This is a genomic window from Streptomyces sp. CA-142005 (genome assembly GCF_050942335.1).
Taxonomy (GTDB): Bacteria; Actinomycetota; Actinomycetes; order Streptomycetales; family Streptomycetaceae; genus Streptomyces.
The window spans coordinates 2202143-2222562 of the sequence record NZ_CP192078.1 but is presented as its reverse complement, the minus strand read 5'-3'; the positions used below and the strand labels follow the sequence as shown (position 1 = coordinate 2222562).

The window sequence follows — 20420 nt, the reverse complement described above, 5'->3', positions numbered from 1 at the left end:
GGTCCATGCTTCAAACACCGAGCGGCGGTGCCGGAAGCGGTACCGCCGCCAGGGACAGTGGGCTGATGAGCATCGGCACGGTGCTGAACGTGCTGCGCGAGGAGTTCCCTGAAGTCACCGTCTCCAAGATCCGTTTCCTGGAGTCGGAGGGGCTCATCGAGCCGCAGCGGACCCCTTCGGGATATCGCAAGTTCAGCGCCGGGGATGTGGAGCGCCTGGCGCATGTGCTGCGGATGCAGCGGGACCACTATCTGCCGCTCAAGGTGATCCGCGAGCACCTGGACGCCATGGAACGGGGCGAGGCCGTCCAGCTGCCCGTGGTGGGCCGTCAGCGCACCGCCGAGGACGTTCCGGAGCCGTCCGCGGCGCGCACGGTGGCCCGGCTCGGCAGGGCCGAGCTGCTGGCGGCCGCGGAGATCGACGAGGGCGACCTCGAGGAGTGGGAGTCGTACGGGCTCATCGCTCCCCTGGAGGACGGGGCGTACGACGCCGAGGCGGTCACCGTGGCCTCGCTCGTCGCCGAACTGGGCCGGTTCGGGATCGGGCCACGCCACCTTCGGGTGATGAAGGCGGCCGCCGACCGCGAGGCCGGACTCGTCGACCAGGTGGTGGCCCCGCTCAGGCGTCACCGCAACCCGCAGACCAGGGCCCATGCCGAGGCCCGTGCGAAGGAGCTGGCGGCGCTCACGGTGAAGCTGCACACGGCACTGGTGCAGACCGCTCTCGGGGTGCGGCTGCCCTGAACAGCGGGGGCCGTGAGCGGCCGGATCGGCCACCTGTTCCCGGCCCGACTACCCAAACGTCCCGAGCACGGCCTAGGGTTGCTGTGTGAACGAGCTCGATGTCGTAGGTGTCCGGGTCGAAATGCCCTCCAACCAACCGATCGTGCTCCTGCGCGAAGTGGGAGGCGACCGTTACCTCCCCATCTGGATCGGGCCGGGGGAGGCGACGGCGATCGCGTTCGCCCAGCAGGGCATGGCCCCCGCCAGGCCGCTGACCCACGACCTGTTCAAGGACGTGCTGGAGGCCGTCGGCCAGGAGCTGACCGAAGTACGCATCACCGATCTGCGTGAAGGTGTCTTCTACGCGGAGCTGGTCTTCGCCAGCGGCGTCGAGGTCAGCGCCCGCCCCTCCGATGCCATAGCGCTGGCCCTGCGCACCGGAACGCCGATCTACGGCAGTGACGCGGTGCTGGACGACGCCGGCATCGCCATTCCGGACGAGCAGGAGGACGAGGTGGAGAAGTTCCGCGAGTTCCTCGACCAGATCTCGCCCGAGGACTTCGGCACCAGCAGCCAGTGAGTCGAACGGCCGGTGAGCGTCGGCGCACCTGTGCGCGGGCAATTGCCACCGGCCATTGAGAGCGTCCTGCGGCCTCCCCCGAACGCATTCGGCTAGCCTTTCCCCGCGGTGGGACACGGGAAACCACTCCCAGGGTGATTATCACTCGGCGTGCCGAGTGTGGCGATCGTTGACGCACCCCTGGTGACTGCCTACCGTCGTGAAGGCAGGTCAAGGACGGAGGTCGGCGTGAGCACCAGCGGCGACGGTACGGCTGGGGGTGCCCCCGGACGCGGGTTCGGGGAGAGCGGTCCGTACCCTCCCCCTAGCTCTCAGCTGCGTTCGAACAGCGGGTATCCCCAACCGAGCAGCGCGGTCGGTCACGCTCCGCAGCGGCCGACGGTGGTGCCGAACGGCGGAGGGGCGGCGTCCATGGCGGCGGAACACATCGGCTACCGCGGGCCGACGGCCTGCGCGGCCGCGGGCATCACTTACCGGCAGCTGGACTACTGGGCGCGCACCGGCCTGGTGGAGCCGAGCGTGCGGCCCGCGTACGGGTCGGGCACGCAACGGCTGTACAGCTTCCGCGACGTCGTCGTCCTGAAGATCGTCAAGCGGTTCCTGGACACCGGGGTCTCGCTGCAGAACATCCGCACGGCCGTGCAGCACCTCAGGGAACGCGGTTTCCGTGACCTGGAGCGGATGACCCTGATGAGCGATGGCGCCACGGTGTACGAGTGCACCTCGCCGGACGAGGTCCACGCCTTGCTCCAGGGCGGCCAGGGCATCTTCGGGATCGCCGTCGGCGTGGTGTGGCGGGACGTGGAGAGCGCGCTGTCCCAGCTGCACGGCGAGCGCGTCGACACCGGCGAGACGCTGGTCGGGCACAACCCCGCGGACGAGCTGGCGCGGCGGCGCAACCGGGCGGTCTGAGGGCGGTCCGGCCCCGGCGCGCTCCGCACCCCCGGCATTGTCAGTGCCGTGGTGCAGCATCGGAGATGTGAGAAACGCGCCCACGATCCTGCATCTCGACATGGATGCCTTCTACGCCTCGGTGGAGCAGGCATCCAAGCCGAGCCTGCGCGGGAAGGCGGTCGTCGTGGGCGGGCTCGGGCCGCGCGGGGTCGTGGCCACCGCGTCGTACGAGGCACGCGTCTTCGGGGTCCACTCGGCGATGCCCATGGCCCAGGCACGCCGGCTGGCACCCAACGCCGCGTACCTGGTGCCGCGCTTCACTGTGTACCGGGCGATCAGCGAGCAGGTGATGGCGCTGCTGCGGGAGCTGTCACCGCTGGTGGAGCCGCTCAGCCTGGACGAGGCGTTCGTGGATCTGGAGGCCGGGGGCACGGCCTGGGACGAGGAGTCGGCGCGGCTGGCCGGAATCAGGCTGCGCGCGGACATACGGGCGGTCACCGGGCTGACCGGATCGGTGGGGCTCGCCGCCTCCAAGATGCTCGCCAAGATCGCCTCGGAGCAGGCCAAGCCGGACGGCCTGGTGCTCATCCGGCCGGGCACCGAGCGGGCCCTGCTGGGTCCCATGCCGGTGCGGACCCTGCCGGGGGTCGGGCCGGCCACCGGGGACCATCTGCGCCGCGCCGGGATCGCGACGGTCGAGGAGCTGGCCGAGGCGGGCGAGGACGAGCTGGTCCGGCTGCTGGGCAAGGCACACGGGCACGCGCTGTACGCCATGGCCCTGGCCCACGACGAGCGGCCCGTGGTGGCCGAGCGCGAGGCGAAGTCGGTGTCGGTCGAGGACACCTACGACGTGGACATCCATGACCGGCTCCGGATCGGGCTGGAGGTGCAGCGGCTCGCCGACCGGTGTGTGGGGCGGCTGCGCGGGGCCGGGCTGTCGGGGCGGACGATCGTGCTGAAGGTGCGCCGGTACGACTTCTCGACCCTGACCCGCTCCGAGACGCTCAGAGGGCCCACGGACGATCCCGCGGTCGTGCGCGAGGCGGCCGCGCGGCTGCTGGACTCCGTGGACACCACGGGTGGGGTACGGCTGCTGGGCGTGGGTGTCTCCGGGCTCGCCGACTACACCCAGGAGGACCTGTTCGCGCAGGCCATGCCGTCACCTCCGGCGGAGGAGCCGGAGAGGAGTGAGACGGAGTCCGTTCTGGAGCGGCCGGAGCCGGTTGAACGTCACTGGCGGGCAGGCCAGGACGTAAGGCATGCGGAGTACGGCCACGGGTGGGTGCAGGGGAGTGGGCTGGGGCGGGTCACCGTGCGGTTCGAGACGCCGCAGTCCGCTCCGGGGCGGGTGCGGACGTTCTCTGTCGATGATCCCGCGCTGGAGTCCGCTGATCCGTTGCCGTTGGTCTCGGATCCTTCCCACCCGCCCGACCCGGACCCCGGAGAAGGTCACGTCTCCTCTGAACCCGCCAGCTTGCCGAAGTCGTGGTCCGGGGCCGCGGAAGGTGATGCCACGTCCAGGCCGTAGTGGTGGTACAGCTGCAGCTCCTGCTCGGGGGAGAGATGGCGGCCCACGCCGAAGTCGGGGGCGTCCTTGATCAGAGCGCGGTCGAACGGGACGTGGAGGGAGCCCTCGATCAGCTCGCTCGGTTCCAGGGGGACGAAGGCGTCGCGGGAGAACAGGCCGGTGCGTATCGCCGCCCACTCGGGTACGCCGGTCGCGTCGTCGAGGTACACCTCGTCGATGGTGCCGATCTTGGTGCCGTTGCGGTCGAACGCCTTGCGGCCGATCAGGTTGCGCGGATCGATCTCGGTCTGCACGGTCCCTCTCCCTCCACGTGGTCGCAACTCATCCGTAAGCACTACGAAAGAGCAGATTCAGGGAGGCGGCCACTCGAGGGCTCGCGCGCCGGCCTCGCTGGTAGGCTGACAGCGGCTGCTGACCCCGTGCGGGAGAGTCCTCCGACCACCTCGGAGGCGCCGAAGGAGCAAATCCTCCCCGGAATCTCTCAGGCTCACGTACCGCACGGACGAGGTCACTCTGGAAAGCAGGGCGGGTGTCGACGGCTTCCGCTCTCACCGACGGTGAAAACCGGGACTTCAAGGCCCCGGTGAAGCTCTCAGGTTGAGATGACAGAGGGGGAGGCCGTCCGGGCACCCGCGCCGTGGTGCCCTCGAAGGTCGCGTCAGACCAGGAGGCCTCCGCAATGACCGCCCATCGTATTCCGCTCTCGGAGCTCGAAGCGGGCATCCCGTTCGAGCAGCGCCACATCGGGCCCGACCAGGAGGCGCGGGCCAAGATGCTCGCGCACGTCGGCTACGGCTCGCTGGACGAGCTGACCGCCGCGGCGGTCCCGGATGTGATCAAGAACGCCGACGCCCTGGATCTGCCGGGCGCCCGCACCGAGGCCGAGGTGCTCGCCGAGCTGCGCTCGCTCGCCGACCGCAACCAGGTCCTCGACTCCATGATCGGCCTCGGCTACTACGGCACCTTCACCCCGCCGGTGATCCTGCGCAACGTCATGGAGAACCCGGCCTGGTACACGGCCTACACCCCGTACCAGCCGGAGATCTCCCAGGGCCGCCTCGAAGCGCTGCTGAACTTCCAGACGATGGTCGCCGACCTCACCGGGCTGCCCACCTCCGGCGCCTCCCTGCTGGACGAGGGCACCGCGGCCGCCGAGGCCATGGCGCTGTCCCGGCGCATGGGCAGGAACAAGAAGGGCCTGTTCCTCATCGACGCGGACGCGCTGCCGCAGACCATCGCCGTCATCCAGACCCGCGCCGAGCCGACCGGTGTCGAGGTGGTCGTCGCCGACCTCAGCGAGGGCATCCCGGCCGACATCGCCGCGCGTGAGATCAACGGCGTGCTGATCCAGTACCCGGGCGCCTCCGGTGCCGTACGCGACATCAAGCCGGTCATCGACCAGGCGCACGAGCTCGGCGCGCTCGTCACCGTCGCCGCCGACCTGCTCGCGCTGACCCTGCTGACCTCGCCGGGCGAGCTGGGCGCGGACATCGCCGTCGGCACCACCCAGCGCTTCGGTGTGCCGATGGGCTTCGGCGGCCCGCACGCCGGCTACATGGCGGTGCACGAGAAGTTCGCGCGCAGCCTGCCCGGCCGTCTCGTGGGCGTCTCCGTCGACGCCGACGGCAACAGGGCCTACCGGCTCGCGCTGCAGACCCGCGAGCAGCACATCCGCCGGGAGAAGGCGACCAGCAACATCTGCACCGCGCAGGTGCTGCTCGCCGTGATGGCCGGCATGTACGCCGTCTACCACGGCCCCGAGGGCCTGCAGACCATCGCCCGGCGGACGCACCGGTACGCCACGATCCTCGCCGCGGGCCTGAAGGCCGGCGGTGTCGAGATCGTGCACGGCGCGTTCTTCGACACCCTCACCGCGCGGGTGCCCGGCAAGGCCGCCGAGGTCGTCGCCGCCGCCCGGGAGCACGGCGTCAACCTGCACCTGGTCGACGCCGACCAGGTCTCGATCGCCTGCGACGAGACCACCAAGCGGGCCCAGGTCGCCGCCGTGTGGTCCGCCTTCGGCGTCGAGGGCGACATCGAGGCGCTGGAGGCGACGGCCGAGGACACCCTGCCCGAGGAGCTGCTGCGCACCGACACGTACCTCACCCACCCGGTCTTCCACCAGCACCGGTCCGAGACGGCGATGCTGCGCTACCTGCGCCGGCTGGCCGACCGCGACTACGCGCTCGACCGCGGCATGATCCCGCTGGGCTCCTGCACCATGAAGCTCAACGCGACCACCGAGATGGAGCCGGTCACCTGGCCGGAGTTCGGCCAGCTGCACCCCTTCGCCCCGGCCGGGCAGGCCGAGGGCTACCTCACGCTCATCCGCGAGCTGGAGGAACGTCTCGCCGAGGTCACCGGCTATGACAAGGTCTCCCTGCAGCCGAACGCCGGTTCGCAGGGCGAGCTGGCCGGTCTGCTCGCCGTGCGCGGCTACCACCGCGCCAACGGGGACGAGCAGCGCACCGTCTGCCTGATCCCGTCCTCCGCGCACGGCACCAACGCCGCCAGCGCCGTGATGGCCGGCATGAAGGTCGTCGTTGTCAAGACCGCCGAGGACGGCGAGATCGACGTCGCGGACCTGCGCGCCAAGATCGAGCAGTACCGTGACGAGCTGGCGGTGCTGATGATCACCTACCCCTCCACGCACGGCGTGTTCGAGGAGCACGTCGCCGACATCTGCGCCCAGGTCCACGAGGCCGGCGGCCAGGTGTACGTCGACGGCGCCAACCTCAACGCCCTGGTCGGCCTCGCCAAGCCGGGCCACTTCGGCGGTGACGTCTCGCACCTGAACCTGCACAAGACCTTCTGCATCCCGCACGGCGGCGGCGGCCCCGGCGTCGGCCCGGTCGGCGTCCGCTCGCACCTGGCGCCGTACCTGCCGAACCACCCGATGCAGCCGGCCGCGGGCCCGGAGACGGGCGTCGGCCCGATCTCGGCCGCTCCGTGGGGTTCCGCGGGCATCCTGCCCATCTCCTGGGCGTACGTCCGGTTGATGGGCGGCGAGGGCCTGAAGCGGGCCACGCAGGTGGCCGTGCTCTCCGCGAACTACATCGCCAAGCGCCTGGAGCCGCACTACCCGGTGCTCTACACGGGCCCCGGCAACCTGGTCGCGCACGAGTGCATCATCGACCTGCGCCCGCTGACCAAGGCGACCGGCGTGAGCGTGGACGACGTGGCCAAGCGCCTGATCGACTACGGCTTCCACGCGCCGACCATGTCCTTCCCGGTGGCCGGCACGCTGATGATCGAGCCGACCGAGTCGGAGGACATCACCGAGCTGGACCGGTTCTGCGACGCGATGATCGCCATCCGCGCGGAGATCGAGAAGGTCGGCGCGGGCGAGTGGCCTGCGGAGGACAACCCGCTGCGGGGCGCGCCGCACACCGCCGCCGCGCTCGGTGGTGAGTGGAAGCACGCCTACAGCCGCGAGGAGGCCGTCTTCCCGGCCGGTGTCTCGGCCGCCGACAAGTACTGGCCGCCGGTGCGCCGTATCGACCAGGCCTTCGGCGACCGCAACCTGGTGTGCTCCTGCCCGCCGCTGGACGCGTACGAGGACTGAGCAAGCCGTGCCACAGGGCCCCGTCCGGTTTCCGGGCGGGGCCCTCGCCGTGTCATGCCGTCGCCAGGGACACCTCGGTCGCCTTGATCAGGGCGATCACGTCGGAGCCCACGAAGAGGCCGAGGTCGGCGACCGCGTCCTTGGTGATCGCCGCGGTCAGTTCGCCGCCGTCGACGGTGACCTTGACGGTGGCCATGACGGTGCCGGTCGTGAGACGGGTGACCGCGCCGGGCAGCTGGTTGCGGATCGACAGGCCCTGGACCCGCTGGGTGGCCAGGGAGACCTCGGTCGACTTCACCAGCGCGCGGACGGGCGTGCCAGGGGCGAGGGAGAGCTCCTCGGCGGACTCCTTGGTGATGGCCGCCATGAGTTCCTGGCCGCCGTCCAGCCGGAGTCTGACGGTGGCCATGGCCTCGCCCGAGTGGACCTCGGTGACGGTGCCGGGGAGCTGGTTGCGGATGCTCAGGGTCATGGGCACCCACGGTAGAGCGCCCATCCGGTCAGGCCGGGTATGCGTGTGTCTGCGTCGCTTTGACCGTCGCCCAGACAGCGGCGCCGGGATGCAGGTCGAGCTCGGCGGCGGCGACCGTGGTGAGGTCGGCGGCCAGGGGGAGCTCGCCGGTGAGGTCGGCGCGGATCTGGTCGCCGTGCGTCTCCAGGCCGGCCACCTCGCAGCGCCAGAGGTTGCGGGCGCTGGCGCCGGTGGGGCGGTCGCGGAACAGGGTGACGGCGGACGGCGGGAACGCCACGAAGGCCGGACCGGACAGGTCCTCGGTGGTCGTGATCCGCGGGCCCGCGTCGAGTCGTACCGTGTGACCGTCCGCCTGGCCGCGGTAGAGGTTGAGGCCGACGAGCTGGGCGATGTAGTCGGTGCGCGGGTGGCGGGCGATGTCGGCCGGGGTGCCCTCCTGGACGACCCGGCCGTGCTCGACGACGACCAGCCGGTCGGCGAGCACCATGGCGTCCAGTGGGTCGTGCGTCACCAGGACGGCGACCGCCTCGAAGTCGGCCAGGTGGCGGCGCAGTTGGGCGCGGACCTCCAGGCGGGTGCGGGCGTCCAGGGCGGCCAGGGGCTCGTCCAGGAGCAGCAGCCTCGGGCGGGTGGCCAGGGCGCGGGCGAGTGCCACGCGCTGGGCCTGCCCGCCGGACAGGCGGCGCGGCTTGGCGCCGGCGTGGTCGGCGAGGCCCATGCGGTTCAGCCAGGCCGCGGCCTGTGCGCGGGCCTCGGTTTTGCCCGCGCCCTGGCAGCGGGGGCCGAAGGCGACGTTGTCCAGGGCGGACAGGTGCGGGAAGAGCAGGTAGTCCTGGAAGACGACGCCGACCGGTCGGGACTCCGGGGGAGTGCGCTCCAGCGAGGTGCCGTCCAGGCGGAGGTGGCCGGCGGTGAGCGGGGTGAGGCCGGCGAGGGCGCGCAGGGCGGTGGTCTTGCCGGCGCCGTTGGGGCCGAGGAGGGCGAGGACGTCGCCGGGGGCGGCGGTGAGGGTTATGTCCAGGCGGAAGGGGGCGCGCTCGACGACCAGGTGGGCGTCGAGGCCGGCCGTGGGCGGGTGCGGGAGCGTGCAGATCTCGTCGTCGGGCCGGGGTGCGGCTGGGTCGGTGGGGGCGGGTTGTCCCTGTGTGGGGCGGGGGTTCGTCATGGGGTTGTCATCCAGCGGTCTCGCAACCCCGCCAGCACCGCGATCGACACCGCCAGGAGAACCAGGCTCAGGGAGATCGCGGCGTCGGGGTCGTTCTGCAGGGCCAGGTAGACCGCGAGGGGCATGGTCTGGGTGCGGCCGGGGAAGTTGCCCGCGAAGGTGATCGTCGCGCCGAACTCGCCGAGCGCACGCGCCCAGGCGAGGACCGCGCCCGCCGCGATGCCGGGCGCGATCAGCGGCAGGGTGACGCGGCGGAACGCCGTGAAGCGGGACGCACCGAGCGTGGTCGCCGCCTCCTCGAAGCGCGGGTCGGCCGCGCGCAGGGTGCCCTCGACGCTGATGACCAGGAACGGCATCGCGACGAACGCCTCCGCGATCACGACCCCGGCGGTGGTGAACGGCAGCGTGATCCCGAACCAGGAGTCCAGCACCTTGCCGATCACCCCGTTGCGGCCGAGGGCCAGCAGCAGTGCCACACCGCCGACCACGGGTGGCAGCACGAGGGGCAGCGTCACCAGGGCCCGTACGAGGCCGCGGCCGGGGAACTCCGTGCGGGCCAGCAGCCAGGCCAGCGGCACGCCCAGGACGAGGCTGACGGCCGTTGCCGCCGTAGCGCTGACCAGCGACAGCTGGAGCGCCTGCCACACCTCGGTGCTGGACAGCTGGTCCGGCAGGCTGCGCCAGGGCGCGCGGATGATCAGCGCGACCAGCGGCAGCAGCAGGAACGCCAGCGCCAGCAGGCCCGGCAGCAGCAGCGGCAACGGCACCCCGCGCCGGCCCCCCGCGCCGACGCGGCGGCGCCGCGGCCGGTCCGTGCGGGGACCGGTCGCGGCGTCGGGTTTGTGCAGCGAGGTCACGGCTTGAGGAACCCCGCCTCGCCGAGCACCTTCTGTCCCTCGGCGGACTGCACCAGGGCGATGAACGCCTTGGCGGCCTGGGCGTTCGGCGCGTTCTTCAGCAGGACGATCGGGTAGTCGTTGATCGCGTCGGCGGACTCGGGGAACTCCACGCCCTCCACCTTGCCGGCCGCGGACTTCACATCCGTCTTGTAGACGACCGCGGCGTCGGCCTCCTTCAGCTCCACCTTGTTCAGGGCGGCCTTGACGTCCTGCTCGTAGGAGACCGGGGTCAGCGTGAGCTTGCCGGCGTCCAGGGCCTTCTGCGCGGCGGCGCCGCACGGCACGGTCTTGTCGCACAGCACGACCTTCAGACCGGACTTGGTGAGGTCCTTCAGGGAGGACACCTTGTCCGGGTTGCCCGGCAGGGTGGCGATCTCCAGCTGGTTGCGCACGAACGTGGCCGGGGTGCCGACCGCGTCCTTCTTGTCCGTCACGATCGCCATGGTCTTGGGGCTGGCGGCGGCGAAGACGTCCGCCGGGGCGCCGCCGGTGATGCTCGCGGCGAGGGTGTCGCTGCCGCCGAAGTTGAAGCTGACCTTGGTGCCCGGGTGCTGCTTCTCGAACTCCTTGCCCAGGGTCGTGAAGCTCTCCCTGAGGGAGGCGGCGGCGAACACGGTGATGTTGTCGGACAGCTTCGGGGAGGCGGAGTTCGAGCTGTCCGACGTCGTGTCCTTCGCGTCCGAGGACGAGGAGCAGGCGCTGAGGGCCATCAGGGCGGCGGCTCCCGCGCCGGCCAGCTGCAGCAACCGCCGGGTCCGGCGCACGGAACGGGTCATCACGGATCTACTCCTCAGTTCTGTGGAACGACTGTCGCGCCCTGTCACGGCCGGGAGTACCGGCCGTGCGGCGATGATACTGCCGCATCTGCCAGCCGTAAGTCTCCTGTCTCATCGCATGAGCTGCGAACTTGGGACTTGTAGCTTGCATGTGCGTTTGCACGGTGGACCGCGGCGGGTACGGTCCTGCGGGAGGTGGTCGCAGGTGACGCTCGCGCAACTGGCCCTGACCGGCGATCTGGCCCGGCCCGCCCGGCTGACCGTTCCGGACCTGCACCGCTGGCCGCAGCACCGGGTGGACGTCAGCTTCGAGTGCGCGACCAGCGGCATCCAGCACCACCGGTTCGCCGACCCCCGGCTGTACGACGTCCTCGCCGACGCGGGGCCCGGCTTCGACCCGGCGCGCCGCAAGGACCGCCTGCGCTTTCTCATCGCGGTGACCGGCACCGACGGCCATCACGCCGTGCTGTCCTGGGCCGAGATCGACCCGGACTTCGCGGACGCGCCCGTCCTGCTGGGCGTGCGCATCGACGACGCCCCGCTGGACGCGGCCGGCCCGCAGCTGGTGCTCCCGCAGGACCGGTGCGGGGCCCGGCACATCAGCGGGATCACGGCGATCCGGGTGGACGGCGGCTACCGCTGTGCGGGTCCAGCGCCCGCCACACCCGGTCACGCAGCAGCGGCAGCTCCATGACCCGCACGCCCGTGGCGTCCCGCGCAGCGCGTTGGCCAGGGCCGAGCGGTTCGTCTCGGCGCTGAAGGCCGCGAGCGCCGCCGCGCTGCTCACGGAGGAGGAGAGCCAGGGGAGCGTGCCGGACGACCTGGTCGAGGCGTGCGTACGCCACCGGGTCCGGGTGGCGTACGCGGTGCCGGCGCACATCCTGTTCCGGTCGAACACGGACACCGTGTACCTGCGCCAGTGGAGCGAGTTGAGCCGGCACCACGCGCTGCCGGCAAACACGCGCGTGCGACGGAGCCGGCTGCTCGCGCAGGAGGCGGGCCGGACGCCGTCCTCGCCGCGGCCTTCGCCCGCCCGGGCGGGACCGCCGCGTCGTCTTCACCCCGGCCGGGCGGACGGTCGCGGCCACGGTGGGCGCACCGGCCGTGTTCGCGCGGGAGGCGTCACGCTCGTCGTGGACGGGTCCGGGGTGACCGTCTGCGTCGACGCCGGCGGGGTGTCGCCGTACGAGCGCCGGCTGCTGTACCTGCCCGATCCCGACGCCGCCCCGCCGCGGATGCTGCACGAGGTCGCCGCCGTGCCGGCGCACGGTCAGGAGGCCGAGGCCCGGCGTCCGTCGGCCGGATCGCGCGCGGCGGACGATCTGGGTGCGCTGCTCGCCGTGCCGGTCGGCCGGGCGGACGGCAGGGTGCAGGAGGCGCTGCGCCGGTGCGGACTGCCGGAGGCGGGGCCGTACCAGGTGATCGTCGCGGATGCGCGGGCACGACCGTCGCAGGAGCGTGAAGTGCCCCTGACGGAAGCGGCGTCGAGGGAGGTCGCCGGGCATCTCGTGGGGCGGCCGATGGGGGAGGGGACACCGGATCCGCCGGAGGCTCACCGGGCGCGACTTGGGCCGGCTGCGGGACCGGCTCGACCTGTGGGCCGCGCAGCTGTGCCGGTGACGGCGGGTGTGTGACGGGTCAGACGCGGTCGATGTGCACGTTGGTGGACTTCACACGCGCGGTGGCCTCCATGCCGACCTCCAGGCCCAGTTCCTCGACGGCCTCCCGGGTCAGCAGCGACACCAGCCGGTGCGGGCCCGCCTGGATCTCCACCTGGGCGGCGACGTCACCGAGTTTGATCGCCGTGACGATGCCGGGGAAGGCGTTGCGGACGGAGGTGTAGGAGGTGTCCTCCTCACCGCCGCCCGCCTTGGCCAGTTCGACCGAGAACGCGGCGAGATCCCTTCCGTCGATGAGGCGCCGTCCGGAGTCGTCGCGATGGGTCGCCACCCGGCCCGCGTCGGCCCAGCGGCGGGCGGTGTCCGGGCTCACGCCGAGCAGCCGTGCCGCCTGGCCGATCGTGTAGGACTGCATGCCGGTCACGATAGGGCCACGCCCGGGGAACCGTGGACATGGGATTGGCCGTTGGGTATAACGCGATATAGCGTTAGTTCGTGATGTCGGGGCCCTGCGGGGACGTGCTGAATCGGGGTGAGGGTATGGCGGCCGAGCTGCTGCACACGGAGATGCCGTCCGGGCTGCGTGCCTCGCACGCGGACCGGGACCGGGTGGTGGACGTGCTGACGGGCGCGGCGGGCGACGGCCGGATCACGGCCGAGGAGCTGGACGAGCGGGTGACGGCAGCCCTGTCCGCCCGCACGCTCGGCGAGCTGGCGGCGCTCACCGCCGATCTGCCGGACGCGGGCGGCGCCGCACCGGCCAAGGACGTGGTGCGGATCGAGCAGCAGGGCGCATCGGCCGTACACGCGGACGGCTGGCCGGTGCCGCGCCGGATGGAGATCGCGTCCGCCTGGGGAGACGTGACCCTGGACTTCACCAGCGCGGTGATCACGCACGACACCCTGCGCATCGACCTCGACATGCGCGGCGGCACCCTGCGGCTGATCACCCGGCCCGGCGTCGTCGTGGACGCCGACGCGCTGGTGATCGGCTACGGCAAGACCAAGGTGCGGCCCGCCGGCGATCCGGGGGCGCCGGCCGTGCTCCGCGTGGAGATACACGGCCGGCTCAGCCTGGGGCGGCTGGAGGTACGGCCGCCCAGGCGCTGGTTCGGCAGGTAATCGGCAGGTAGACCGCGCGCAGGACCGAAGCGGGCCTGCCCTGCCGAAGCCGGTCCGGCCTCAGCCGGTGTGCACCCGCGGCCGGCGTTGCCGGTCGGGTTCCGCCTCGCGCAGGACCTCGCGGGTGACCGGGGCGACCTCGCCCTGGCCGAAGAGGAAGAAACGCAGGAAGTTGGCGAAGGGGTTGCCCTCGGTCCACTCGAAGTAGATGTGCGGGGTGCACCCGGTCATGTCGCGCACATGGAGCAGGAGCGCGGCGAGGGCGTTGGGGATGGAGGAGGACTCCAGGGTCAGCACGCGGTAGCGGTCGTGCAGGACCTCGCCGCGCACGGTCAGGCCCGCCTCGAACTCGGAGGGGTCGGTGACCGTGACCTCGACGAAGACGAAGTCCTCCTGCTCCGGCATGTCGTTGTCGGCCCGGATCTGCTCGACCTTGTCGCGGTACTCGGCCTTGTCGCGGTGGCCGGGCTCGTTGGCGATGAACCGTATCTTCCGGCTGGCCATGTCCCGGATGAAGCGTTCCGCCATCGGGTCGAGCGTCAGGCTGGTCACGCGCAGTTCGAAGGCACGGGCGAGCCGGGACAGCAGCGAGACCAGGATGATGCCGACGATGAAGCAGGCACCGATCTTCACACCGTCCGGGCGCTCGATGACGTTCACCACGGTCGTGTAGAGGAACACCGCGGAGATCACGGCGAACCCGATGGTCCACTTGCGCTGCCCCGCCTTGCGTGCGGCGATGGTCACCGCGATCGCCGCGGAGCTGATGAGCACCAGCACACCGGTGGCATAGGCGCCGCCCTGCGCGTCGACGTTGGCGTCGAAGAGCCAGGTGACCAGGAAGGCGATGAGCGTGAAGACGATGACCATCGGGCGCACCGCGCGCGCCCAGTGCGGCGCCATGCCGTAGCGGGGTAGATAGCGCGGCATCAGGTTCAGCAGGCCGGCCATCGCGGAGGCGCCGGCGAACCAGAGGATCGCGATGGTCGAGACGTCGTAGACCGTGCCGAAGGCATTGCCGAGGTACTCGTGCGCGAGGTACGCGAGTGCGCGCCCGTTGGCCTGACCGCCGGTCTTGAACTCGTTCTCCGGGATGAGCAGCGTGGTGATGAAGCTGGAGGTGATCAGGAAGGCGCTCATGATCAGCGCGGCCGTGGTGAGCAGCTTCTTCGTGTCGCGGATCCGGCCGGTCGGCTTCTCCTCGGTGTCCCCGGGATCACCCTGGACGTGCGGCATGACGGCGACGCCGGTCTCGAAGCCGGACAGGCCGAGCGCGAGCTTGGGGAAGACGATCAGCGCCAGGCCGATCATGACGAAGATGTTGCCGTGCTGGGCGGTCAGCGCGCTGGACCAGTCGGTGATCACATGTCCCGCGGTGACCACGTGATAGAGGCCGACGACCACGACGACGACGTTCAGCGCGAGGTAGACACCGACCAGCGCCGTCGCGACGCCGATCGCCTCCAGGAAGCCCTTGAGGAACACCGCGCCGAGCAGCGCCACCAGGATCAGGGTGATCAGCATCTGCTTGCCGTGCAGGGCGTCGGTCAGATGCGGGTTCTCGATCAGGTGGGTGGAGGCGTCGGCGGCGGACAGGGTGATCGTGATCAGGAAGTCGGTGGCGGCGAAGCCGAGCAGCGTCAGGACGAACAGCTTGCCCTTCCAGAAGGACAGCAGCCGCTCCAGCATGGCGATCGAACCCTCGCCGTGCGGGCTCTCCTCGGACACCCTGCGGTACACCGGAAGCGCGCCGGCCAGGGTGACGATGACGAGGACGATGGTCGCGATCGGCCCCAGCAGTCCCGCCGCGAGCGCAGCGATGCCCGGCTGGTAGCCGAGGGTCGAGAAGTAGTCGACACCGGTCAGACACATCACGCGCCACCAGCGCTGGCCCTTGTGCGCGGGTTCCGGCTCGGCGTGGGGCCCGGTGTGGCCGCCGTGCTTGCCCATGTCGGAGAGCCCCTCCAGCATCCAGTTGCGCAAGCGACTGGGAGGGGGGTGCTCGGTCGTGGCCATCGGTGGGCTCCTGTGTGCGGCTCAGCTCTTCTCCGGCCATCAAGCGGACGGCGGGCACCAGCGTATGCAGAGAGTGACGCCTGGGCCCACGGATCCCGGGTGGGGAGGCGTCAATCTTGCGTTAAGAATGGCGCGGGAGCGGCAGGGCCGCATCAAGAAGAGGAGGCCGGAGAGGCTTCCCGGGAGACGGCCGGTGGGCCGACGGCCCGCGGTGCGGTGCCGGGGACGGCCACCGAGTGTCATTGCCCTGGGAGCCGGGGAGGCCACCGAGTGTCAGGCGGGGCCCTTGGCACACCACCTCATTTCATGCCGGAGGCCCGGAACACCGCCAGAGCCGTCTCGTGGTCGAGGTGACGGGCGAGGCGGTGCAGGGCGGTCCTGCCGCACAGCAGGGTGCCGGCGGCCTCCGATCGCCGGGCGCCCTCGTCGAGCAGGTGCCACAGGGCCGGGTTGCGGACCAGGACCTCGGGGTCGATCTCGACCCGGTTGCCGAGGGCGTCGCGCAGGACCAGCCGCTGTGCGACGCCGTCCAGGGTCCGCACCGCGACGAGCTGATCGGTGCGGACCCGGCGGGTGCGCAGCAGACGGCGCGTGGCGAGCCAACCCGCGCCGGCCGAGATCCGCGCCGGGACCAGAACCAGGAACAGCAGCAGGGCGATGCCCGCCCACAGGGCACCGCGCCACCAGGCGAGGGTGCCGCCCGCCCAGTCGATGGAGAGCAGCATCCCGAGCAGCACGGCCGCGCACCGCAGCGACGCGCGCACCTCCGCTTCCCAGTCACGGTCGTGCGCAGTGCCGGCGGTGCCGGTCGGGTACGAGCCCGTGAGCGGGGCGTGGGTGTCGTCGCGGTGCCTCATGACCGCGACGGTAGACACGCCCGGGCCCGCCGAAGCACGGCCGCCGCACACCTTGACGGCGCCCTGACGGCCGACGGGCCGTTCTTGACGCGAACGCAGCGCACCCGGCGCATCGAGTGCGGGGACTCCATGGCGCCTCAACGCGCTTGTCAACGCTTTGGGGCCGGCCTCACAGGCCCCGGATGTCCATGCGCAGATGCCAGGTATTGCGCCGGTGGACGGACAGCAGTTCCGACTCCAGCGGCGACGGGGGCACCGCGAGCACCGGGCAGACAGCGTGCGCCAGGCAGTGCCGCGAGACACGGCCGGAGAAGGCGCGCTGCAGACCGCGCCTGCCCGCGCCCACCACCAGGACGTCGTCCTCCCGGTCCGCGGTCGCCACCAGCGCCGGGCCCGGAGCACCGCGGACGACGACGGCGTGCATCGGCACACCGGGGGCGTCCCCGCCGAAGATCTCCTCGAGCACCGAGGCCAGCCGCTGTCTGGCCAGCCGCTGCCAGTCCTCCACCAGCAGACTGGCGGCGGGGGAGCGGCGCGCGGCGGGGTCCCCGCCGGGTGGCTCCCAGGCCAGCACGGGCCACAGTTCCGCTCCCAGCCGGCGGGCCAGCGCGGTGGCCCGCCGCAGGGCCGTGACGCTGCCCAGGGAGCCGCTCACTCCGACCACCACCCGAGCGCTCGCCGAGCCGTCGTAACCGGACATCACTCCACCGTTCCTCGCGGGCGACGCCGGGGCGCCTCGCGCGCGGACGTGCCCGCCCTGCAAGGCCCTTGCTTCCTTCCATCCCACTCCCGTACCGGCGATTCGACCAGTGGGGCGGACGGTGTCTTTGCCGTGGGACGAGCAGCTGAACCCCAAGCCGGCGTACCAGGCCTGCGGGACGCACTCCGGTAGCGTTCGGCTACGGTCTGTAACCGGGCCCGGACACACGTCGGGGCCGGTGCGCACCGTATGTGTGCGGCCGGCCCCTCAGTTCGCTCGTCGTGCTCCGCTCAGGCGGCGGTCATCACCTGGTCCGCACCGAGCGGGCGGTGCGGGGCGATGACCCGGCCGTCGGGCAGCAGCTCACCGGTGTCCTCGAAGAGCAGGACGCCGTTGCACAGCAGACTCCATCCCTGCTCCGGGTGGTGCGCCACGAGACGGGCGGACTCCCGGTCGGCGGACTCGGCTGTCGGACACGGCGGCTGGTGCTGGCACATGGGTGGGATCTCTCGCTCTGTCGTGGTCATGGCCGTCCCCCGTGGTGATAAGTCGGTCGGAACCCAGTGTTGCCTTCTCGGCGTCATTCCGCAGGGATTTCGCAGCACCGCTTCTCACAGGTTCATGACGCGTCACCCGCGCGGACGGTTCAGTCCAAGTGCACTGTCAATTCGGGTGGTTCCCGGTGGCCGGATCGGGCTAGTCCCTGCAGGCCAGACCCCTGACATGGAGGTACCCCGCTCGCCGTCCGGGCAAGCGGGGTACACGGGCGGCAGGTCAGGCGGGCGAGCCCAGCACGGGCGGGCCGAGCAGCGGCAGCGGAGTCGCGCGATGGGTCAGCACCGGAAGCAACTCGGTGACCGGGAAGGGCCGGTGGGCCGGGATGCCGGGTGGCGCCGGCGCCAGCGGGACGAGCAGATCGGTGTCGGCCGGGTGTCCCACGGCTCCGTCGGCGGTGGTGTCGCCGTGCAGCCAGAGGGTGAGCATGTACAGGCCCGGCACCGACAGCAGCCGGGCCTGGTACGGCTGTTGCAGCGCCTCGGCCTGCTGCAGGGCGCGCTCGGTGGAGGGGACGTACGGGCCCTCGAAGAAGTGCGAGAAGGCCCAGCCGTCGGGAGTCAGCATGGTCTCCGCCGCGGCCACCGCCCGGTCGCCACAGCGGATCAGGAAGCGCCAGCCGGCCAGCCGGGTCGCGGACAGGCCCGGTGCGGTGATGCGGTCCAGTACGTGCACGGGCAACGGGAGTTCGGGTGTCGTCGGCCCCTGCGCGGCGCGCAGGGAGGGGGTGCGGGCCTCACGCACCGCGGTGGGGGAACCGAGGGCGGTGAGGACGGAACGCAGGGCAGGCGCGGGGGCAGGGGGCACGTGAAGCGGCATGTGGGTCGCCTCTCTCGTTCGACAGGCGCGGCGGCGCGAAGAGGGGTGGGGCGGACGGCGCTGTCTGCTCACGGGAAGGCCGGAAGGGTGGAGGCCCGGGTCGGTGAACATGGGTGCGGCTCGGCCTGCCGTCCGTCATCGGGACGGCCTGGACACGGCAGGAACCAGGACCGAGGCGTCAACCTTCTGCCTTGTGGGCGAAGTTTATATGACGCGTGTTCGGCCGTTGTTTCGTCTATCTCATCTCGGGAAGTCGCGCAAGGCGGTAATACGCCGACGATTTGCGGGACTCCTCCCGGTTCCCGGCCGCCCCGCCGCCGCTGACCTCGGAATACGCACCGGTAACGGTCGGCCGAATGTCGTCGGCGTTTTTCACGAGGTGCTCGGGGAACCCGAGGGGCGGGCTGACGCATGCCCCGTGAATGTGCCGCGGGGAACATTCCGACAGAGTAGCGGGTGTCCGGCTCGCGCGGGGCGTTATCGATCGCTTTCCACGGGGCATCATCCCCCCTGCACCCGGGAGCCCGGCGGCCGGACCGCCGGCCCGCCCATCCGAGGAGGGACACTTCGATGGGGGAGAAGGTCGTGGCGGGGCAGTTCGACCTGTCCGATCGCCAGCGCTACCGCGAAAAGCTCCAGAAGTGTCTCGCGGGACTGGAGCGACTGTTGCGGGAGAAGCGATTCGATCGTCCCAAGAACCTCATGGGAGTCGAGATCGAATTGAATCTCGCCGGGCCGGACGGTATGCCGAAAATGTTGAACGGCCAGGTGCTGGAGCGCATCGCGAGCCGGGATTTCCAAACAGAACTCGCCATGTTCAACCTGGAAGTCAACATAGCCCCACACCGCTTGGACGGCCGGGTATTCGACCGGCTCGCCGAGGAACTGCGCACCTCGCTCGCCTACGCCGACCGCAAGGCGCGAGAAGTGGACGCCGGCATTGTCATGATCGGCATCCTGCCCACGCTCGACCGCGACGACCTGGTCTCCTCCAACCTCTCCGAGGTGGACCGCTACACACTGCTCAACGACCAGATCGTGGCCGCGCGCGGCGAGGACTTCCGGGTCGACATCGAGGGCGTGGAGCACCTCGTCTGCACCTCCAAGTCGATCGTCCCCGAGGCCGCGTGCACCTCCGTACAGCTGCACCTCCAGGTCACCCCGGCCCGGTTCGCGGACGTGTGGAACGCGGCGCAGGTGGCCTGCGCCGCGCAGATCGCCGTCGGCGCCAACTCGCCGTTCCTGTTCGGTCACGAACTGTGGCGCGAGTCCCGGCCCCCGCTGTTCCTGCAGTCCACCGACACCCGCCCGCCCGAACTCCAGGCCCAGGGCGTACGGCCGCGCACCTGGTTCGGCGAGCGGTGGATCAGCTCCGCCTACGACCTGTTCGAGGAGAACCTGCGCTACTTCCCGGCGCTCCTGCCCATCTGCGACGACGAGGAACCGCTGGAGGTCGTCGAGGCGGGCGGCACGCCCCGACTGGCCGAACTGGTGCTGCACAACGGCACGATCTACCGCTGGAACCGGCCGGTGTACGGCATCGCCGACGGCGTACCGCACCTCAGGGTGGAGAACCGGGTGCTGCCGGCCGGTCCGACCATCACCGACGTGATCGCCAACGCGGCCTTCTACTACGGCCTGGTCCGCGCCCTCGCCGAGGAGTCCCGCCCGGTGTGGACCCGGCTGCCCTTCGCCGCGGCCGAGAAGAACTTCGACACCGCGTGCCGGTACGGCATCGACGCGCGGTTCGTATGGCCCCGGCGGGGACGCTACGGCGGCACGGGCGAGGTCGACGCGGTCACCCTGGTCCGCGACGAGCTGCTGCCGCTGGCCTCGGCCGGGCTGGACGCCTGGGGCGTGGAACCGGCCGACCGCGACCTCTACCTGGGCGTCATCGAGGAGCGCTGCCGGCGCCGGGTGAACGGGGCGTCCTGGCAGGCGGCCACGTTCCACCGGCTGCTGGAGCAGGGCCTGAGCCGGGAGGCCGCGCTCGCCGCTACGACGCGGCGGTATGCCGAGCTGATGCATGTGGGGGAGCCGGTGCACATGTGGCCGGTGGGACTGCCGGAGGCGGTTCCTCTCGGATGATCAGCGGATGAGGGGTGGGCCGGCGGCGTAGGAGAGAGATTCT

20 protein-coding genes and 1 riboswitch are annotated in these 20420 nt (G+C 71.4%); of the genes, 9 read left to right on the top strand and 11 right to left on the bottom strand.

The annotated features are described in order from the left end of the window. Positions 1-5: 5 nt before the first annotated feature. From ftsR to ACQPXS_RS10655, 4 genes are all read left to right on the top strand, one after another. Positions 6-743 carry a transcriptional regulator FtsR gene (gene ftsR / locus ACQPXS_RS10670; protein ID WP_433449045.1) on the top strand — a complete coding sequence of 246 codons (738 nt, stop codon included), beginning with the start codon at positions 6-8 and terminating at the stop codon, positions 741-743. A gap of 85 nt (positions 744-828) precedes the next feature. Then, positions 829-1302, top strand: coding sequence for a bifunctional nuclease family protein (locus ACQPXS_RS10665; protein ID WP_053666762.1), 474 nt, complete (start codon positions 829-831; stop codon positions 1300-1302). 228 nt (positions 1303-1530) lie between these two features. Then, the gene (locus ACQPXS_RS10660) at positions 1531-2214 is read left to right on the top strand and encodes a MerR family transcriptional regulator (RefSeq protein ID WP_351808014.1); all 684 of its coding nucleotides are present in this window, start codon (positions 1531-1533) and stop codon (positions 2212-2214) included. A 67-nt stretch (positions 2215-2281) separates the two neighbouring features. After that, a complete protein-coding gene (locus tag ACQPXS_RS10655; protein ID WP_433449044.1) occupies positions 2282-3724 on the top strand; it encodes a DNA polymerase IV in 1443 nt (480 codons plus the stop codon). Here ACQPXS_RS10655 and ACQPXS_RS10650 read toward each other — a convergent pair. Then, positions 3646-4017, bottom strand: a complete 372-nt coding sequence (locus tag ACQPXS_RS10650) for a PRC-barrel domain-containing protein (protein WP_351808012.1) — start codon at positions 4015-4017, stop codon at positions 3646-3648. The genes ACQPXS_RS10655 and ACQPXS_RS10650 overlap by 79 nt on opposite strands. A gap of 119 nt (positions 4018-4136) precedes the next feature. After that, a riboswitch (glycine riboswitch) is annotated at positions 4137-4231 on the top strand. 172 nt (positions 4232-4403) lie between these two features. Here ACQPXS_RS10650 and gcvP point away from each other — a divergent pair. Continuing rightward, on the top strand, positions 4404-7289 hold the full coding sequence (gene gcvP, locus ACQPXS_RS10645; RefSeq protein WP_433449043.1) for an aminomethyl-transferring glycine dehydrogenase: 2886 nt from the start codon (positions 4404-4406) through the stop codon (positions 7287-7289). Positions 7290-7341: 52 nt separating this feature from the next. Here gcvP and ACQPXS_RS10640 read toward each other — a convergent pair whose 3' ends face one another. Genes ACQPXS_RS10640 through modA form a run of 4 tightly spaced genes read right to left on the bottom strand, consistent with a single transcriptional unit; the run spans position 7342 to position 10601 of the window. After that, positions 7342-7761 (bottom strand): TOBE domain-containing protein, encoded by a 420-nt coding sequence (locus tag ACQPXS_RS10640; protein ID WP_433449042.1) that lies wholly within the window; start codon positions 7759-7761, stop codon positions 7342-7344. 28 nt (positions 7762-7789) lie between these two features. Next, a complete protein-coding gene (locus ACQPXS_RS10635; protein ID WP_433449041.1) occupies positions 7790-8926 on the bottom strand; it encodes an ABC transporter ATP-binding protein in 1137 nt (378 codons plus the stop codon). Beyond that, positions 8923-9783, bottom strand: a complete 861-nt coding sequence (modB, locus tag ACQPXS_RS10630; RefSeq protein WP_433449040.1) for a molybdate ABC transporter permease subunit — start codon at positions 9781-9783, stop codon at positions 8923-8925. Before modB ends, ACQPXS_RS10635 begins: the two co-directional genes overlap by 4 nt. Further along, a complete protein-coding gene (gene modA, locus ACQPXS_RS10625) occupies positions 9780-10601 on the bottom strand; it encodes a molybdate ABC transporter substrate-binding protein (protein ID WP_433449039.1) in 822 nt (273 codons plus the stop codon). Before modA ends, modB begins: the two co-directional genes overlap by 4 nt. Before the next feature lie 205 nt (positions 10602-10806). Here modA and ACQPXS_RS10620 point away from each other — a divergent pair, with 205 nt between their 5' ends. Continuing rightward, positions 10807-11295: a hypothetical protein gene (locus ACQPXS_RS10620; RefSeq protein WP_433449038.1), complete on the top strand. Its 489-nt coding sequence runs from the start codon at positions 10807-10809 to the stop codon at positions 11293-11295. Next, positions 11243-12235: a hypothetical protein gene (locus ACQPXS_RS10615; protein ID WP_433449037.1), complete on the top strand. Its 993-nt coding sequence runs from the start codon at positions 11243-11245 to the stop codon at positions 12233-12235. The genes ACQPXS_RS10620 and ACQPXS_RS10615 overlap by 53 nt, the downstream gene beginning before the upstream one ends. Positions 12236-12239: 4 nt before the next feature. On the opposite strand, the gene ACQPXS_RS10610 is transcribed toward ACQPXS_RS10615, so the two are convergent. Continuing rightward, positions 12240-12635 carry a TOBE domain-containing protein gene (locus tag ACQPXS_RS10610; protein ID WP_433449036.1) on the bottom strand — a complete coding sequence of 132 codons (396 nt, stop codon included), beginning with the start codon at positions 12633-12635 and terminating at the stop codon, positions 12240-12242. Positions 12636-12760: 125 nt separating this feature from the next. Here ACQPXS_RS10610 and ACQPXS_RS10605 point away from each other — a divergent pair, with 125 nt between their 5' ends. Next, the gene (locus tag ACQPXS_RS10605; protein ID WP_433449035.1) at positions 12761-13342 is read left to right on the top strand and encodes a DUF1707 SHOCT-like domain-containing protein; all 582 of its coding nucleotides are present in this window, start codon (positions 12761-12763) and stop codon (positions 13340-13342) included. 60 nt (positions 13343-13402) lie between these two features. On the opposite strand, the gene ACQPXS_RS10600 is transcribed toward ACQPXS_RS10605, so the two are convergent. The 5 genes from ACQPXS_RS10600 to ACQPXS_RS10580 all read right to left on the bottom strand — a co-directional run bounded on the left by ACQPXS_RS10600 (position 13403) and on the right by ACQPXS_RS10580 (position 18289). Further along, positions 13403-15358, bottom strand: a complete 1956-nt coding sequence (locus ACQPXS_RS10600) for an amino acid transporter (RefSeq protein ID WP_433449034.1) — start codon at positions 15356-15358, stop codon at positions 13403-13405. A 299-nt stretch (positions 15359-15657) separates the two neighbouring features. Beyond that, the gene (locus ACQPXS_RS10595) at positions 15658-16215 is read right to left on the bottom strand and encodes a hypothetical protein (RefSeq protein ID WP_433449033.1); all 558 of its coding nucleotides are present in this window, start codon (positions 16213-16215) and stop codon (positions 15658-15660) included. 169 nt (positions 16216-16384) lie between these two features. Next, entirely contained in the window at positions 16385-16915 is a 531-nt protein-coding gene (locus ACQPXS_RS10590) for a universal stress protein (protein ID WP_356305327.1), read from the bottom strand. 290 nt (positions 16916-17205) lie between these two features. Next, positions 17206-17412, bottom strand: a complete 207-nt coding sequence (locus tag ACQPXS_RS10585) for a DUF5999 family protein (RefSeq protein WP_351808028.1) — start codon at positions 17410-17412, stop codon at positions 17206-17208. A 277-nt stretch (positions 17413-17689) separates the two neighbouring features. Further along, on the bottom strand, positions 17690-18289 hold the full coding sequence (locus ACQPXS_RS10580) for a hypothetical protein (protein ID WP_433449032.1): 600 nt from the start codon (positions 18287-18289) through the stop codon (positions 17690-17692). Positions 18290-18859: 570 nt separating this feature from the next. On the opposite strand from ACQPXS_RS10580, the gene ACQPXS_RS10575 reads away from it, so the two are divergent. Continuing rightward, on the top strand, positions 18860-20377 hold the full coding sequence (locus ACQPXS_RS10575) for a glutamate--cysteine ligase (protein ID WP_433449031.1): 1518 nt from the start codon (positions 18860-18862) through the stop codon (positions 20375-20377). Positions 20378-20420: the final 43 nt, after the last annotated feature.